Below are 16,614 nucleotides of genomic sequence, written 5' to 3'. Positions count from 1 at the left end.
TGCATACCCGAATACCGACCTAGAAACTTCATGCCAACAGCACTCATCATCGGCGCCTCGCGCGGCATCGGCCGCGAACTGGTGCGCCAGTACCTGGCCGACGGCTGGCGCGTGCTCGCCAGCGCCCGCAAAAGCGACGACTGCCCCGCCCTCGGCGCCATGGGCGCGCATCCATACCAGCTCGATGTCACCAGCGCCGACTCCATCGCCGCGCTGGGCTGGAACCTGGACGGCGAACTGCTCGACGCCGCCTTCCTCAACGCCGGCGTGTACGGCCCGCGCCACGACGGCTTTCCCACCCGGGACGACTTCGACGCGGTCATGCACACCAACGTGCTGGCCGCCCTGCGCCTGCTGCCGGTGATCGCGCCCATGGTGGCCGAGGCACGCGGCAAGCTCGCCGTGATCTCCTCGCGCATGGCGTCGATGGGCGCGCGCGGCAGCGCTTCCGGCACCCTGTACCGCGCCAGCAAGGCGGCCCTGAACTCGGTGCTGGTCGACACCAGCCTGCGCTTCGGTCCCAAGGGCGCGACCTGCGTGGCCTTCCATCCGGGCTGGGTCCAGACCGACATGGGCGGCCCTGGGGCCGACATCACACCCGAACAAAGCGCGGCCGGCCTGCGCGCCACCCTGGCCGGCATCGATGCCAGCGCCAACGGCGCCTTTCTCAATTACGACGGCACGCCACTTCCCTGGTAAGCCCAACCTAGCGAAACCCATGATACTGACCGAAGAACACCAGATGATCCGCGACGCCCTGCGCAGCTTTTCGCAGGAGCGCCTTGCCCCCAACGCCGCGCGCTGGGACAAGGAGCACTACTTTCCCAAGGAAGAACTGAAGGAGCTGGCCGCGCTGGGCGCGTTCGGCGTGGCGGTGCCCGAGGAACTGGGCGGCGCCGGCCTTGACTACGTGTCGCTGGCGCTGGTGCTCGAAGAAATCGCGGCCGGCGACGGCGGCACCTCGACCATCATCTCGGTCAACAACTGCCCGGTGTGCAGCATCGCCATGATGTATGCCAACGACGCGCAAAAGGAACAGTGGCTGCGGCCGCTGGCGCAAGGCGCGATGCTGGGCGCGTTCGCGCTGACCGAGCCGCACACCGGCAGCGACGCCTCGGCGCTGCGCACCACCGCCACGCGCGAGGGCAACGAATACGTTTTGAACGGCACCAAGCAGTTCATCACCAGCGGCAAATACGCCGACGTGGCGATCGTCATGGCGGTCACCGACAAGGCGGCCGGCAAGAAGGGCATCAGCGCGTTCTGGGTGCCGACCGCCACCCCCGGCTACATCGTGGCCGGCCTGGAACAGAAGATGGGCCAGCACTCGTCGGACACGGCGCAGATCCTGTTCGAGAACTGCCGCATCCCGGCCGCCAACCTGATCGGCGAAGAAGGCCAGGGCTACAAGATCGCCCTGTCCGGCCTTGAAGGCGGACGGATCGGCATCGCCTCGCAGGCGGTCGGCATGGCGCGCGCCGCGTTCGAGGCGGCGCTGGTGTACGCGCGCGACCGCGAAAGCTTCGGCAAGCCGATTTTCGAGCACCAGTCGGTGCAGTTCAAACTGTCCGAGATGGCGACCCAGATCGAGGCGGCGCGCCAGTTGATCCGCCACGCCGCGTCGATGAAGGATGCCGGCCTGCCCTGCCTGAAAGAAGCCGCGATGGCCAAGCTGTTCGCGTCCGAAATGGCCGAACGGGTCTGCTCCGACGCGATCCAGGTGCACGGCGGCTACGGCTACGTGAGCGACTTCCCGGTCGAACGCATCTACCGCGATGTGCGCGTATGCCAGATCTACGAAGGCACCAGCGACATCCAGAAAATCCTGATCGCGCGGGCGCTGTAGGCATGGCGGGCGAAGCGATCATCCGGCAAGCCGGCAGCGACGACCTGGATCGGTTCTTCGCCTACCTGAACGACCACCTGCTTGACAACGGCAGCGGCGCCACGGCGCTGTTCATGCCGATGGCGCGCGCCGCCTCGCGCTTCGGCCCCGAGCGCGAAAGCGCCTTTCGCAGCGCCTGCGCGAGCGCGCTCGGGCAGCCCGGATGGCGCCGACTGTGGCTGGCGCTCGATAACGACGGCGGCATTGCGGGCCACATCGACCTGCGGGCGCGTCCCGAAGGCGCCTGTGCGCACCGCGCGCTGCTCGGCATGGGCGTACAGCGCGACGCCCGCAAGCAGGGCCTGGGGGCGCGCCTGATCGCCGTGGCGGCGGCGTGGGCGGCCAGCGAGGCGGCACTCGACTGGATCGACCTTGAAGTGCTGTCGGTGAACCTGCCCGCGCGCCAGCTGTACGCGCGCTGCGGCTTCGTGCAGACCGGCGAAACGGCCGACATGTTCCGCATCGACGGCCAGGCGCTGGCCTATTGCTTCATGTCGCTCGCCCTTCGCTGATATTGCCTGGCGTAAGCCGGCAAGGGTGAAATGACAATGTTTCTCGCAAAAGCTGGCGGGATCGTGGCAATATGCGGAACCATTCACTCATTGGCCGATCGAACAGGGCCATCCCTGTTTGCGACTGAAAGAATCCGCCATGCCGATCCGATCCCGCGCGCTGTTGCTCCCCCTCCCCGCCCTGCTCATGGCGCTGCTGCCGCCGCTGGCGGCGCACGCCCAGGAAGCCTGCAAGCTGGCCCTGCCCGACGCCGCCAAAGGCGACGACATGCGCTGGCAAGGGCCATGCAAGGACGGGTATGCGCACGGCGTGGGCGTGATCGAAAAGCGCACCATCGAACTGGAAACCTGGCGCTACGAAGGCATGGTCGAACAGGGCCGGCCGCATGGCAAGGGCTACCTGATGTACTACCCGGGCTACGAATACGACGGCCAATTCCGCGACGGCCTGCGCGACGGCAGCGGCACCTCGGTCAACCAGTTCGGCGACCGCTACGACGGCCAATGGAAAGCCGGCCAGCGCGAGGGCAAGGGCAAGATCGTCTTCACGCTCGGCGGGCGCTACGACGGTGAATGGAAGAATGACCGGCCGGCCGGGGGCCAGGCGTTCTACGCGGACGGGCGCCAGGTCGGCGCCGCCGCCGTCCGCCAGAGCGCCGATGGCGAGCAGGGCAAAGTGAGCGCGCCCGCACCCGCACCGAAGGCGGCGGAGCCGGCCAAGGACCACAACCTCAAATCGGAACGGCCGCGCCTGGGCTCGCACATCCCGCACAAGGTCGTCAGCAACGGCGCGGTGCCCTTCAAGCTGTCGTACGAACAAATGAGCGATGCCGAACGGACCATCGTGCGCGGATGGTACCCCTTGCTCGACCCGGCCGACGAGCCGCCGTATCCCTGCTCGGCAACGGCCACGTACTGAGCGCGATCCAGAAGATCAACGCGCGCGATCCATCCTACGGCCTGCTGAGCATGATTGTCATGGTCGACAGCGAGGGCAATGCGCAGTCGGTCAATGTGTACGTGACGCCGGACGCCAAGCTGTCGGAAATGGCGGGCTTCGTGGCCATGAAAGAGAAATACAAACCGGCGCGCTGCGCGGGCAAACCCTGCGCGATGCCATTCCCGTACACCATGACCTTCACCCGCAAGTGGTTCTGACGGCGCCGGCTGGCCATCATTTCGCTCGGCACGGTGCAGCAATCCGGCGCTAGCGCGGCGCACCCGGCCTGGGCAGCTCGCCGATGCGCAGCGGCCCGCCATTCTTGCCTTCCTCGCCCTCCTGCGGCGGGATGAACATATCGTGCGGATAGACGAAGGTCCAATCCGCATACCGTCCCTTGCCGCGAAATGCGCTGTCGTGATCGTCGAAATTGTCGACCTTCATGGGCGCGCGCCGCGACAGCGAATGCACGCCCACGATGCGCCCCTCCACCCGGATCAAACCCCAGTCAGCCTTGCCGGTGATCGGGTCGGCGTACAGGCGCCGCAGGTGGCGCCTGGCGTTCGGGAAGCGCGGATCCTTGACCAGGTCCTGCAGGGTCAGGGGATACATCTGCGGCCCGGCGGCGGCGCTGCCGTGATAGCGCGCGATGGCGGCGCGGAATTCGTGGCCGATGAACAGCAGCTCGCGTTCCTTGTCGCGCCGTACCGAGGTCGAATACAGCTCGCTGGCGATGCTGCTGCCGATGCCCATGAAGGCCACCAGCAGCAGGGTCCAGATATAGGCAAACCCCGCCTCGCTCCTCAACGCTCTCGATCGACAATTTTTTGAGTCATCGGGAACCTCAAGACCGTCATTTCCGCAAAGGCGGGAATCGAATTTTATGGAATCGCCTGTAGCTTCGGTACAAAATTGGGTTCCCGCCTTCGCGGGAATGACGGCTCTTAAGCCGGCGATACTGCGCACAATCCCGTCATCACAGCTGTTCATACGGTACGCCTTCGCGCGTCTTGCCGCGCGCGCCGCTGCGGATATCGGCCACGCCCGGCTTGTCAGGATCGCTGGAGGCCACCGGCTGCCACGTCACGCTCGATTCGGTGACCGGATCGACCGGCACCGAGCGAAAATACTTGTGCGTGACCAGGTCGCCCAGCGAGGATGGATAGACGCCCTTGTCGCCATAAAATTTGTCGATCCCCACCCGCAGCACCTGCAGGTTTTCCTTGAGCGCGACTTCCTTCGACTTGTCGACCGAACTGAAATAGCGCGGCACGGCGATGCTCAAGAGAGTGGCGATGATCGCCATCACCACCAGCAGTTCGACCAGCGTGAATCCGGAATGTTCCCGTTTCAGTTTCATCGTCATCACCATTGTTTGTGCGGCACGCCGTTCAATCCCAGCGCCGCCGAGCGCGAGCTGACGTCGAACACATCCTCGCCCTCGCTCGGGTTATCCGGAGGCGAGGAATACGAGCGCTTGGCCCAGGTATCGGCGGCGCGCTCCTGGTCCGGGGCGGCAAACGGATCACGCGGCAGGCGCCGCAGAAAATACATGTTCTTCCTGGCGGGACTGAGCTGGTCGGGCACGCCCTCGACCAGTTCCTCCAGCTTTTTCGGATAGCCCGAGTCGCCGGCTGCGATCTTGACGCGGCCAAGGTCGGCCGCCTTCTTGTACGCTTCGAGCCCTTCGCGAATCTCGATCAGGGCGCTGCGCAGGCTGCGCTCCTTTTCACGCTGCACCGCCACTTGCGCCATCGGCACCGCCACCACCGCCAGCGTCCCCATGATCGCCAGCGTGATCATCAGCTCGATGAAGGTGAAGCCGCGCGCCGTCACTGGATCACCTTGCGCGGCGCATCGGCGCCGGGCGGCTTGCCGGTGCCGGCGTCGCCGCTTTGGGGCTGCGGCGCCGGCTCGTCGTTGCCGGTCATGGCCGATGGCGCCGGCGGCGGCGCCTCGACTGGCTGCGCCTGCGCGGCCGGTGGCGGCGCTGCGCCGGCAGCGCCAGCGCCACCGCCCGGACCCGGCCCGACACCGCCCACGTTCGATTCGGTCCCGGAATCGAACTGCGCGGTCGTCAGGTCGGGGCGGCGCATTCCGCGCAGGATGCGCGGCGTGATCGACAGCACGATCTCGCTGCGCGAGGTATCGTCCTTGTGGCTGCCGAACAGGCGCTTGAGCACCGGCAGTTCGCCCAGGCCCGGCAGCTTGTCGGCGCTGCGCCGGTCCTCGTCGCTGATCAGGCCCGCCAGCACCTGGGTCTCGCCATCCCTCAGGCGCAGCACCGTGCCCGCGCTGCGCGTGCCGATCTGGTAAGCCTGCGTGCCCGACTTGCTGATCACTTCCTTGACCACATTGCTCACTTCCAGATTGATCTTGATCGCCACTTCGTCATCGAGATGCACATTCGGCTCGACATCGAGCTTGAGGCCGACGTCGACGTAGTTCACGCTGTCGGAGCTGACGCCGTTGTTGGTGGTGACGGTGATGACCGGCACCCGGTCGCCGATCAGCACCTTGGCCTTTTCCTTGTTGCGCACGCGGATGCGCGGATTGGCCAGGATGTTGCTGTCGCTATCGACCTGGTTGGCGCTGATGGTGGCGCTGCCGACGGCGACGTTGATGCGCCCGCGGTTGATGCCACCCAGGTCCGCCAGGGTCAGCGGCTTCAGGCTGTCGCCCACGCTGGCCAGGGTCAGGGTGGCCTTGTCGGGCCAGCGCACGCCCAGTTCCATCAGACGCGTGCGTTTGACTTCCAGTACCTCGACTTCGAGCATGACTTCCGGGTCGGCCATGTCCTGCATGGCGATGATGCGTTCGGCCATGCGGATCATGTCGGGCGTGTCGCGCATCATGATGATGCCGAGGCGGTCGTCGGTGACGATGTCCTTGGCCTTGAGCAGGGTCTTGATCGAAAACGAGACGGTCTTGGCGTCGGCATTGGTCAGGTAAAAACTGCGCACCACCAGCTGCTGGTAGTCCTTCACCTTTTGCGCGGTGTTCGGATAGATGGTGATGGCGCGCTCGCCCGTCACCGTCTGTTCGAGCTGGCTGGCCGACAGCAGCATGCGGATCGCTTCTTCCAGGCTGGTATTGCGCACCGAGATGGTGGTGCGGATGGCCGGATCCACATCGCGGTCGAACACGAAGTTCAGGCCGGAGACCTTGCCCAGGAAGTCGAACACCGAGCGCACCGGCGCGTCGCGAAACTCCAGCGTCACGGGCTTTTTGTAGGCGGCGGCCAGCTTGCCGCCGCCGGCGTTCTTTTTGGCCAGCTCGTCGGCGATGCGGCTCCTGAGCGCCAGCGCGTCGCGCTGGTTGGGGCGCTCCTGCAGCACCACGCGCAGCGCTTCGAGCGCCTGCGCCAGGTCGGCCTCGCCGGCGCGCCGCCACGACGCTTCGGCGCCGGCCACCATCTCCTTGTGGCGCTGTTCCAGCGCCCCCGCCTGCATGCCCTGCCGCGCGACCACGTTGGCCGGATCGATCGCCAATACCTGGGCCGAGAGCTTGTCGGCCTCGGCAAAATTTCCCTGGCCGCGCAGCTGGTCGGCGCGTCCGTTCAGGGCATGGACGATGCTGGCCTTGCGGTTCAAATAGCCAATCCGGTATTCGGCGTTGCCGGGGTCCTGGCGCACTGCTTCTTCGAGCCTGGCCAGGCCTTGCTCGAACTGTCCCTGCTCGATCAGGGCCTTGCCTTCCTTGAAGGTCTGCGGGCCGGCGCAGGCGGCAAGCGCCAGCGCCAGCGCAGTCATGGACAAGCGCGTGCGAAGTGTGGTGCGAAGCGTGTTGCGGGTCAGTGTGCGATTCAATTCATCTCCCCTACTGCGAGTGTCTGCTGTTTCTGGAGCGGCAGATACGTGAAGGTCAGCGTGTCCGTCCCGGCGCTGTCGAAGCTGTAGCTGTCGTCGATCTTGTCGCCCACGTAGGCGACCACGTTGCGTTCCTCGACCTGTAAAAAGTAGGCCTGCCTGCCGTCGTCGAGAAAGCGCCCCAGCAGGCGGATCGGCAGTTCCGGCGCGCCGCCGGCGCCGGCGGGCGCCCTGGCCTGCACCGGCTTGGTGACGGCGCTGTCGGCCGGCTTGGCCGGCGCGGCCTCCACCACCGGCACCTGCGCCTGCCAGCTCTGGCGCGCAAAGGCGTTGCCCAGTTCTTCGTCCTGCCCGCGCGGGCGAATCTCGAGCACCGGCGCCTCGCTTTCCTGCGCCGCCGCCTGCACCGGCACCAACGGCGCCGGGGCGATGGTGCGCGCCTGGGCCGGGGCGATGATGTCGGTATCGTCGTCGGGTGCGAAATAGCAGGCCAGCAGCGTCACGCCCAACGCCACCGCCATGGTCATCTTTTTCATCGGCGTCCTCCTTTTGCTGCGGCCTTCCTGACCAGCAGGTTGAAATGCACGCGCGCTTCGACCTCGCCGGTATCGATTTGCTCGCGCTTGAATGTGACGGAATCGAGCGTCAGGGCCGGCATGTCGCGCAGCGCGCCGACGATGAAGGCCTGCACCCTGGCGTAATCGGCCTTGATCGGCAAGGTGATCTGGTAGCGCATGAACGCGGCACCATCCTCGGCCTGCGCCTTGTAGTCGGCCTTGGCCAGCACCACGCCATTCCTGGCGGCGACGTCGACCAGCTGCTTGAGCAGGTCGGGAATCGCTTCATGGGCCGGCAGCCAGGCGTAGAAGGCGGCCACGCGGCGCGCGCCGTCGGGCAGCGCCACCCGCTGCTGCGCCGGTTTGAGCGCGCGCGCGGCGCTGATGGCCTGCGCGAGGTCGCGCTGGCGCGCTTCGAGGCGCTGCGCCTGCCACGCGCACACGGCCGCAAGCGCCAGCGCGCAGGCGCCGACGGCGGCGCCCCAGCCCAGGCGGGCGCCATGGCGGCGCGCTTCCCAGGCGAGGCGCGCGGCCAGCATCGACGGCGCTGCCGCCTGGCGCGCGGTGCTGGCGATTTTCAGTCCTGCCATTGCGCCTCCAGTTGAAAACGGTACGGCCGGTTGGCCGCCGCGCCGTTCAATTCGTGCTTGACCAGGTACACGGAAGTGAACAGGGCTTGCTCGTTGAGGTAGGCGACGTAGTTCATCATGTCGGCCGCGGTTTCGGCTTCGGCGGCGATCTTCAGGCCGCCGGCGGCGCTGCCGCCCCTGGCACCGTTGTCCGCGCCATTTTCCGGTTTGCTGTTCAAGTCCATGCCGAGCAGCGCGACGTGGATATCAAGCGGCGCCTGCACGGTGTTGACCAGGCGCGTGACCGGCAAATTCAATTGGCGCACGGCGTCGCCGATGATGGCCAACTGGCGCTCCTGCGCGCGCTGGTCGGCTTCCGACAGGCGCACCCGCGGCGCTTCGCGCGGGGCCAGCTGCGCTTCCAGGGCGCCGGCCTGGCGCGCCTGCACCACCCGGTCGACGCCGGCCACGCCAAGGGCCAGCAGGCCGCCAGCGAGCAAGGCCAGGCGCCAGCCCCTGGGCGCTGGCGCCTGCCGCACAAAATTGAGTTGGGTCAGCGCCATGCTCAGCACCTCATCATGGCCACGGCGGCGTAGCCGGGCGCCGGGGCCGGCGGCAGCTTGACCATGTCGAAGTGCTCGGGCAGCGCCTGCGCTGCCGGGCGCTCGTCGAGGCTGACCAGCGCCACCTGCGCAATCTCGCCCAGTTCGGGCGCGCGCAGGGTCCAGCGCTGCCACGCTTGCGGCAGTTCGTTTTCCCACGGGCCGCGCAGGGCTTGCGCCTGCACCGCATGAATGCGGCCGTTGGCGGCGGCGGCCAGCACCAGGCGGCCCGGTTCGACCAGCGCGAAGGCCTGCGGCTGGCTCGAGGCGATGGCGCGCCAGGTGATCGACAGCACCGATTCGATCGCCATGCACGGGTGGCCGCAGTCGCGCGCCACGTCCTGCAGGCCTTGCAGGAAGTCGCGTTCGATGGCGCAGGCCAGGCGTGGCTGGCCGTACGGGGCGTCGTCGCAGACGATGGCCCAGGTACGGGCGGCGTCGCCGTAGATGCCGATGAACTGGGCCTGCTGGAAGCGCTGCGCCGAACCCTGGTGCAGCAGGGCGTCGCTCCATGGGATCATGGCCAGCTGGCACCAGCGCGTGGTCAGGGCGACCGACACCGGCACGCCTTTCAGGGTCACGCCGGCGGTGCGCAGGTAGGTCCCGAAGGCGGCCAGCGCGCCATCCCATTTGCCGTCGGTCTGGTCGAGGGGAATCCGCACTTCGCTGTGGGCGACGATGCGCTTGCCGCTGCGGACCACGGCGGTGAGCAGGTCGGGGGCGAGCGAGACGCACACCGTGCGGCTGGAGAAGAGTTCAGTAAGTGACACGGTTTAGCTCCATCAATGTGGTTTCTCCCTGGCGCACCAGGTCCAGCGCGGCCTCGCGCACCAGGCGGATGCCGGCGCGCGAGGCTTCTTCCTTCATGCGGCTGACCGGCGCGCGGGTGGTGATCATTTCGCGCATGGCGTCGTTGAGCATCAGCACTTCGGCCACCGCCTTGCGGCCTTTGTAGCCGGTGCCGCGGCAGTGGCCGCAGCCGGCGCCGGCCTTGAAGCGCCAGCCAAGCACCTGTTCGGGCGCCAGGCCGCTGTCGCGCAGTTCGTCGGGGTCGGGCGGGACCGCCACCGCGCAGTGTTCGCAATTGAGGCGCAGCAGGCGCTGCGCCACGATGCCGTTGAGGGCGGCGGCGAAGCTGTAAGCGTCCACGCCCATGTGCAAGAAGCGTCCGACCACGTCGAACACATTGTTCGCGTGCAGGGTGGTGAACACCAGGTGGCCGGTGAGCGCGGCCTGCACCGCGATCTGCGCGGTTTCGTCGTCGCGGATTTCGCCGATCATGATCTTGTCGGGGTCGTGCCGCAAAATCGAACGCAGGCCGCGCGCAAAGGTCAGGCCCTTCTTTTCGTTGACCGGAATTTGCAGCACGCGCGGCAGGCGGTATTCGACCGGGTCTTCGATGGTGACGATCTTGTCGCGCCCCGTGTTGATCTCGGTGATGGCCGCGTACAGGGTGGTGGTCTTGCCCGAGCCGGTCGGGCCGGTCACCAGCAGCATGCCGTGCGGCTTGGCGGCCAGGCGCCGGATCAGCACAATCGCGTCGGCGTTCAGGCCCAGGCTTTCCAGGCGCAGCGACTGGGCCGCCTCGGTCAGGGCGCGCCGGTCCAGCAGGCGCAGCACCGCGTCTTCGCCGAAAATATTCGGCATGATCGAGACGCGGAAGTCGATCTCGGCGCCTTTCACGCGCACCTTGAAGCGGCCGTCCTGCGGAATGCGGCGTTCGGCGATGTCCAGGTCGGCCATGACCTTGATGCGCGAAATGATCTGTTCGGCCATCTGCAAGCCCTGCACCTGGCCGGCCTGCACCAGCACCCCGTCGACCCGGTATTTGATGATCAGTTTGTCGCCGTCGCATTCGAGGTGGATGTCGCTGGCCTGGAACTTGAGCGCGTCGTAGATGGTGGAGTTGACCAGCTTGACCACCGGGCTGCTGTCTTCGCTGATGCGCACCAGCGAGATGTCTTCGATGCTCTGGTCCAGGCTCTCGACCTGGTCGGCGTCGCCGCCCATGCCGGCCATGGCTTGCTGCGCGTTCTCCTGCTGCGCCAGATAGGCGGTCAGCTCGTCCGGGTGCGTCAGCGCCACGGAAAAGCCGGCGGGGAGGGCGGCGTCGGCCCATTGCAGGGTATCGTCGGCGAAGGGGTCGCCCAGCACCAGCACGGGCGCGGGCGCGCCGCCGGGGCCCTCCATCAGCACGCACTCGCGCTGGGCGCAGTCGGTGTAGGGCATCATGCCAAAGGCCGGGGTGCCGGCCTGCAGCGCGCCGATGGTCCACAGCGGATAGCAGAACAGCGCGGCCAGTTCGGCCACGAAAGCTTCCGGTTCCAGGCCGGTCATCTCTTCGAGCACGGCCAGCATCGGCCGGCCCTGGCTTAGTGCGGCCAGGCGCGCCTGCTGCACCAGCGCGGCCGACAGCGGCGCGCCGGACACCGGATTGTGCGGAAAGCCGGGCGCGTTCATGACAGGCTCCCGGCCAGTTCGAAGATCGGCATGTACATCAGCACCACCACGCCGCCGATGACCACGCCGATGAAGGTCATGAGCAGCGGTTCGAGCAGGCGCGAGGCCCAGTCGACCCAGCGCGCGAATTGTTCATCGTGAAAGCGCGCCGAGCGCTCCAGCATGTCGCCCAGGCGGCCGGTGTTTTCGCCCACCTTGAGCAAGGATTGGGCGACCGGCGTGGCCAGCTGGTTCTGTTCCAGCGCGCTGGAAAACGGCATGCCTTCCTGCACCGCGCGGCGCGCCGCGTCGAGCTGCTGCTGCTGGCCGGGGAGCAGCATGGCCGAGACCATGGCCAGCCCTTTGGACAGGGGAATGCCGGCGTGCAGCAGCAGGCTCAGGGCGCGGTAAAAGCGCGCGAGGCGAAATTCGGCCGCGCGCGCGGACAGCACCGGCAGGCGCAGCAGCGCGAGAATGAGGCGCTGGCGGATCGCCGGGTGTCCGAGCGCGAACACGAGTGCGCCGACCAGCGCGGCCAGCGCGCCGAGCAACAGGAAAGGATGGGCCGCCATGACCTGGCCGAAGCCGAGCATCATTGTCGAGGCCCAGGGGATGTCGCGTCCCGAGGTTTCGTACACCACGCTGAATTTGGGCACAACGTAGCCGAGCAGGAACAGAGTGACCAGGCTGCCGACCACCAGCAGCATGACCGGATAGATGGCGGCCGAGACCAGCTTCTTGCGGATCGCTTCGAATTGCAGCTGGTAGGCGACAAAACGGCCGAGGGCTTCGGGCAGGTTGCCGGAGCGCTCGGCCGCGTGGACGGTGGCGACGTAGATTTCGGGGAAGATGGCGGGAAAATCGTTCAAGGTATCCGACAAGCTCTTGCCCTGTTGTAGGGTTTGCAAGATGGCGCCGATGGTGGCGCGGGTGGCCGGCTGGGTTTCCTTGTTGTGCAAGGTGGCGATGGCTTCGGTCAGGTTGAGCCCGGCTTCGAGCAGGGCCAGCAATTCCTGGCTGAACTGCATGAGGGGAAACGCTTGCTTGCGGCGCGGCTCGGCTTGCGCCTGCGGGCGCTCGATGGCAAGCACGCGCCAGCCCTTGCGCGCGGCGATGCGGATGGCATCGGCTTCGCTGGGGGCATCGATGGCGATATGCTGGCGGCTGCCTGCGGCGGCCTGGACCTGGAGTTGAAACTGCATGGTTGACCCTTTGTACTCATTAATCCCTGCATCCGATAAAGACCTGCTTATCCAGGTGACATCACCCCTCCTGAAAGAAAAATAGCCCCGGCCGAAGCCGGAGCTGGAAAAAGAGGACGGACAGCCAGCCATCCTCTTGTGGGGTCACCCGGGTTATTGCGTTACCAGACTGACTTTGTCGACCACGAACGAGGTTTGCAGCGACGAATCTTCACGCATGGCAAACGACAGGGTCACGGTCTGGCCCTTGTACGGCAGCAGGTTGAAGGTACGGATCTGGTAGCCCGATGCCTTGTTCAGGTTGGTGTACGTGCCCAGGGTGGCGAGCACGCTACCGGCCGCATTCTTGACCGTGACGGTCAGGCGGTCGTAAGCCACGCGTTCGGTTTCCGCGGTATCGATATGCAGCGCGAAGCTCAGCGATGCGGTGGTGGCGGTCGATGGAATGGCAACCGACTGGGTCAGCGTTTCGCTGGTGGTGGTGCCGTTGCCGCCCAGCCATGCGTAACGCGTGCCTTCGTAGGCCGACTGGCCGCTGAAGCTGCCGATGGCGCCGGTGCTGCCGGCCCAGCCGGTGGTGCCGGTTTCGAAGCCGCCGTTGACAATGCGCTCGGAGCTGCCGCCGCCGCCGCCCACCGTCAGGGTGGCGTTGGCGCTGGTGGCGGTGGTCGGGCTGGTGGCCGAATCGGTCACGCGCACGCTGAACACGGCGCCGCTGTCGGTGGTTTGCGCGGTCAGGCTGTAAGTAGCCGAGGTGGCGCCGGCAATTTCCGTGCCGTTACGCAGCCACTGGTACTTGTACGGCGCGGTGCCGCCGGTGGCGGTGACCGAGAAGTTCGCGCTGGAACCGGCTTGCACGGTCACGCTCGCTGGCTGCGAGCTGATCGTCACGCCGCCGCCCGGGGTGCCGCCTTCGTCGACGTCGGCGCCCACGTTAATGGCCGCGTAAGCACGGGTGACGGCGATCGATTCCTTGCTGCCCACGCCATACAGTTCGTTGGCGGCGGCGATCACCTTGGTGCGCGCATCGGCGTAGTTGGTCGAGGCGGTGAACTTGGTGGTGGCGGCCTTGAACCAGATGCGGAAGGCCTTGTCGCTACCGATGCCGGTCATCGCGGCCGGGCTCTTGACCAGGTACTGGCTGTAGTAGTTGGACGAGGAGCTGGCGTTCGAGCCTTGCGACAGGAAATAGAACATGCGGTTGTTCGGGCCGCTGCTGTAGTGGACGTCCAGGTTCTTGAGGGAGGTGCTCCAGGCGTTCGGGCTCGAACCGTCCAGGCTAGGCTTGTACATGTAGCGCAGCGGGTTGCCCGATTTGCTGATTTCCTTGCCCATGGCCCAGTCGTTGCCGGTGTTCGGGATGACCGTGCCGGTGCCGCCCGCGCGCGCATAGGCTTCCACCACTTCGCCGGTGATGTCCGAGCTCGACTCGTTCAGGCCGCCCGACTCGCCGCTGTAGGTCAGGTCGGAGGTGGCGTTGGTCACGCCGTGGCCCATTTCGTGGCCGATCACGTCGATCGAACCGAGGCTGGTGAAGGCGCTGCCGCCGTCGCCGATGAACATGCACTTGCAGCCATCGCTGTAGTAGGCGTTGTCATAGTTGCTGTTGACGTGGGCGGCGATGTAGGTGGAGGTGTTGTTGCCGTCCAGCGACTGCCAGCCGAGCACGTTCTTCAGGGCGTCGTAGGTGTTCATCAAGCCCCACATCGCGTTCACGGCCGCGGTCTGGCCGTTGGCGTTGGTGGTGCTGCCGCCGTTGTATTGCAGGCCGTCACCCCAGGTGTTGGTGCTGTTGGTGTAGACCTGGCCGGCGCTGGAAGTCTTGTTGGCGTTGGTGATGGCCATCATGCCATAGGTGCCGCCGGTGCCGCGCGACGGATCCTTCATGGTGAAGGTGCCGCCGGACTCGCTGGTGTTGAGCGGCACGGTGCCGTTGTACTGGCTCTTGCCGGTGCCGGCCACGGTCTGCAGCGCTTTCCATTGCTTGATCACGCTGCCGTCGGCGGCGTTGACGATGGTGTCGTAGAAGACTGGATGGATGCCTTCCATCATGCGCGTCTTGACCAGGTAGGCCAGCGCGTAGTCGCTCACTTCGTCGACCAGGTCGACCGCGTTGAGCTGGCCTTCGGATTTGTTCAGGGCGCCCGGAGCACGCTTGGTCACGACGATCGGATAGATGATCAGTTCGGCGGTCGGCGGCACATGGTGCACGGCGTTCGGCGACACTTTCTTGATGACCATGTCGATCGCGGCGCTGGCCTGCACTTGCGGCACCACATTCAGGCCGGCGCTGCGCGCGCGCAGGGCGGCATTGCCGCCGCTGCCCTGGCCCAGGCCCGAGCGGCGGTCGGCAATCGACTCGCTGACGATATCGCCGTTATCGTTGGTCACCACCACCGATTCGGACTGGAACACGCGCACCCCTTTGTAGGTGTGGGCGGCGCGGCTGATGCGGGTGCCGATCACGCCGGGATGCTGGACCGTGATGGAAAAACCGTGGTCGGCGTCGAGGCCGTGGGTGGCGCGGGTGGAAGCGAGCTTGGCGACCAGGGCCTGGCCCTGCTGCGGCGAGTGCAGGGCGGTCGGACCGGCCATGATCGGCGCGTTCGCCAGGGCCTGGCCAACCATCATCAGAGGCAGTGCAGCAATCGTCGCAGCGAGCAAAGTTTTGCGGAAGTTCATTATTTCTCCATTGGTAGTTCAGTGATTGAATGAGATGAAATGCTGGCCACGATGCTGTGGCGGCCACCCGAGCGCGCCGATGAGTTGGTCCGGTGAACGCGAGAGAATGCACACTATTCCTGTTTCTTAAGCCAAGTCAAAAAAATGGGTGATTTGGTCGTATGGACGTTAAATGTTCAGTTTTAGACATTCTTTTCGAGAAACTGAACGGTATACAAGGCAAATTGCCTGAAGAATGTTTTGTTGACTTACGTAAATGTGACGCATTTTTTCCACACGGCAGTTATTAGACGTCGCACTCTAAGACGTGCGGAAATGTAACAATTCACGTGGAAAACGAACGCAATTCGATTGCGCTGGAGCGGGGATGCGGTCTACACTCGATCTCAGTTGCCGGGAAAAACCCTCAGGCGACATGGATTAAAGCGCACGGGGCACACTCCGGATAAAGCGCAATCAGTTAACGGGAAAATCATGACGTCACACCTCACCTATGCATGGGCATGTTTGTCTCCTCCTCCGGTGCTGTTGCCCAGGCCCTATTCCCAGAAAACCCAGCCAACCTGAACGACTTGCCGACGGTACACGTGCGGCAGGAGAGTGCGGCACGCGGGTAGTGCCAGTTGGACAGTCGAAGAGAACTTATTCACGGTAACAGAGCGACAAACGGACGCGTGCAGCGACAGGGCCTTTTTGCCGTATGTCGCGCAGGTGGACGGGCGGCGGCTACCCATGTGAGGACCGGAGAAAGATGCTTTCGATCGCGACCAAAGTTGAGCAAATAGTGTCGGAATCGGCGTTCCTGACGGAAGGGATATCGCTCGGGCTGATCAACCTGTCGGAGCTGGCGCGCCAGTTGCGGCCCCAGCTCGAATCGGACCTGTGGAAGCCGGTGGGGCAGGCGGCCGTGGTGATGGCGCTGCGGCGCCTGTCCGAGCGATTGCCGCAGCAAGCGGCGCAATCGCAGCCGATCGTCATTTCGCCGCGCACCAGCGAATTGACCACGCGCACCGAGCTGACCCTGGTGACCTACCGGCTATCGGACCACAGCAACGAATGCCAGCGTGAACTGCTGGCCCTGGCCGAGCGCCATCCAGGCAGTTTTGTCTCGGTCACGCGCGGGGTGCACGAGATGCTGGTGGTATGCAGCCGGCCGCTGATCCACATGGTCGAATCGGCCTTTGCCAGCGAGCGCCATATTGCGCGGGTAGAAAACCTGACCGCGCTGACCCTGCGCCTCAATCCCGACGCCTTGAAAACGCCGGGCATTTATCACGGCGTGCTGAAAAAATTGGCCTGGAACAAGATCAACGTGGTCACCATGATGTGCACGTTTTCTGAGCTGACGGTGCTGCTGGAACAGTCGCAGACCGGGCCGGCGTTTTCGGTACTGTCGCAGATCGTGTCGCACTGAGCG

Annotated in this window: 17 protein-coding genes; 6 read left to right on the top strand and 11 right to left on the bottom strand. The window is 65.8% G+C overall.

Annotated features, from left to right (window positions below):
- Positions 1-30: 30 nt before the first annotated feature.
- The 5 genes from F2P45_RS12080 (at position 31) to F2P45_RS12060 (ending at position 3,555) form a co-directional block, all read left to right on the top strand.
- Complete coding sequence (locus tag F2P45_RS12080) at positions 31-699, top strand: SDR family oxidoreductase (protein WP_166874756.1); 669 nt, start codon at positions 31-33, stop codon at positions 697-699.
- A gap of 19 nt (positions 700-718) precedes the next feature.
- The gene (locus tag F2P45_RS12075; RefSeq protein WP_166874753.1) at positions 719-1,846 is read left to right on the top strand and encodes an acyl-CoA dehydrogenase family protein; all 1,128 of its coding nucleotides are present in this window, start codon (positions 719-721) and stop codon (positions 1,844-1,846) included.
- Positions 1,847-1,848: 2 nt separating this feature from the next.
- Entirely contained in the window at positions 1,849-2,397 is a 549-nt protein-coding gene (locus F2P45_RS12070) for a GNAT family N-acetyltransferase (RefSeq protein ID WP_166874751.1), read from the top strand.
- 139 nt (positions 2,398-2,536) lie between these two features.
- Complete coding sequence (locus F2P45_RS12065; RefSeq protein WP_166874748.1) at positions 2,537-3,316, top strand: MORN repeat-containing protein; 780 nt, start codon at positions 2,537-2,539, stop codon at positions 3,314-3,316.
- Positions 3,250-3,555 (top strand): hypothetical protein, encoded by a 306-nt coding sequence (locus F2P45_RS12060; protein ID WP_166874595.1) that lies wholly within the window; start codon positions 3,250-3,252, stop codon positions 3,553-3,555. The genes F2P45_RS12065 and F2P45_RS12060 overlap by 67 nt, the downstream gene beginning before the upstream one ends.
- 49 nt (positions 3,556-3,604) lie before the next feature.
- Here the strand turns inward: F2P45_RS12060 and F2P45_RS12055 are convergent, their stop codons facing one another.
- The 11 genes from F2P45_RS12055 to F2P45_RS12005 form a co-directional block, all read right to left on the bottom strand.
- Positions 3,605-4,144: a type II secretion system protein gene (locus F2P45_RS12055; protein WP_229505047.1), complete on the bottom strand. Its 540-nt coding sequence runs from the start codon at positions 4,142-4,144 to the stop codon at positions 3,605-3,607.
- Positions 4,145-4,313: 169 nt separating this feature from the next.
- Entirely contained in the window at positions 4,314-4,697 is a 384-nt protein-coding gene (locus F2P45_RS12050; RefSeq protein ID WP_166874746.1) for a type II secretion system protein, read from the bottom strand.
- 5 nt (positions 4,698-4,702) lie between these two features.
- Positions 4,703-5,173: a prepilin-type N-terminal cleavage/methylation domain-containing protein gene (locus F2P45_RS12045; protein WP_370663236.1), complete on the bottom strand. Its 471-nt coding sequence runs from the start codon at positions 5,171-5,173 to the stop codon at positions 4,703-4,705.
- Positions 5,170-7,089 carry a secretin GspD/PilQ domain-containing protein gene (locus tag F2P45_RS12040; RefSeq protein ID WP_166874744.1) on the bottom strand — a complete coding sequence of 640 codons (1,920 nt, stop codon included), beginning with the start codon at positions 7,087-7,089 and terminating at the stop codon, positions 5,170-5,172. Before F2P45_RS12040 ends, F2P45_RS12045 begins: the two co-directional genes overlap by 4 nt.
- 53 nt (positions 7,090-7,142) lie before the next feature.
- The gene (locus tag F2P45_RS12035; protein ID WP_166874742.1) at positions 7,143-7,682 is read right to left on the bottom strand and encodes a hypothetical protein; all 540 of its coding nucleotides are present in this window, start codon (positions 7,680-7,682) and stop codon (positions 7,143-7,145) included.
- Entirely contained in the window at positions 7,679-8,293 is a 615-nt protein-coding gene (locus F2P45_RS12030; protein ID WP_166874739.1) for a type 4a pilus biogenesis protein PilO, read from the bottom strand. The genes F2P45_RS12035 and F2P45_RS12030 overlap by 4 nt, the downstream gene beginning before the upstream one ends.
- On the bottom strand, positions 8,281-8,835 hold the full coding sequence (locus F2P45_RS12025; protein ID WP_166874736.1) for a hypothetical protein: 555 nt from the start codon (positions 8,833-8,835) through the stop codon (positions 8,281-8,283). The genes F2P45_RS12030 and F2P45_RS12025 overlap by 13 nt, the downstream gene beginning before the upstream one ends.
- 2 nt (positions 8,836-8,837) lie before the next feature.
- Positions 8,838-9,644 (bottom strand): hypothetical protein, encoded by an 807-nt coding sequence (locus F2P45_RS12020; RefSeq protein ID WP_166874733.1) that lies wholly within the window; start codon positions 9,642-9,644, stop codon positions 8,838-8,840.
- A complete protein-coding gene (locus F2P45_RS12015) occupies positions 9,631-11,334 on the bottom strand; it encodes a GspE/PulE family protein (RefSeq protein ID WP_166874730.1) in 1,704 nt (567 codons plus the stop codon). Before F2P45_RS12015 ends, F2P45_RS12020 begins: the two co-directional genes overlap by 14 nt.
- Positions 11,331-12,515 (bottom strand): type II secretion system F family protein, encoded by a 1,185-nt coding sequence (locus F2P45_RS12010; protein ID WP_166874727.1) that lies wholly within the window; start codon positions 12,513-12,515, stop codon positions 11,331-11,333. Before F2P45_RS12010 ends, F2P45_RS12015 begins: the two co-directional genes overlap by 4 nt.
- Positions 12,516-12,668: 153 nt before the next feature.
- Positions 12,669-15,197 carry a M4 family metallopeptidase gene (locus F2P45_RS12005; RefSeq protein ID WP_166874723.1) on the bottom strand — a complete coding sequence of 843 codons (2,529 nt, stop codon included), beginning with the start codon at positions 15,195-15,197 and terminating at the stop codon, positions 12,669-12,671.
- 751 nt (positions 15,198-15,948) lie between these two features.
- Here F2P45_RS12005 and F2P45_RS12000 point away from each other — a divergent pair.
- On the top strand, positions 15,949-16,611 hold the full coding sequence (locus tag F2P45_RS12000) for a hypothetical protein (protein WP_166874720.1): 663 nt from the start codon (positions 15,949-15,951) through the stop codon (positions 16,609-16,611).
- Positions 16,612-16,614: the final 3 nt, after the last annotated feature.

Origin of the sequence: Massilia mucilaginosa (assembly GCF_011682145.1) — a bacterium.
GTDB lineage: Bacteria > Pseudomonadota > Gammaproteobacteria > Burkholderiales > Burkholderiaceae_D > Telluria_A > Telluria_A mucilaginosa.
The sequence above is the reverse complement of the archived record's forward strand: the minus strand, read 5'-3'. Positions and strand labels throughout refer to the sequence as shown.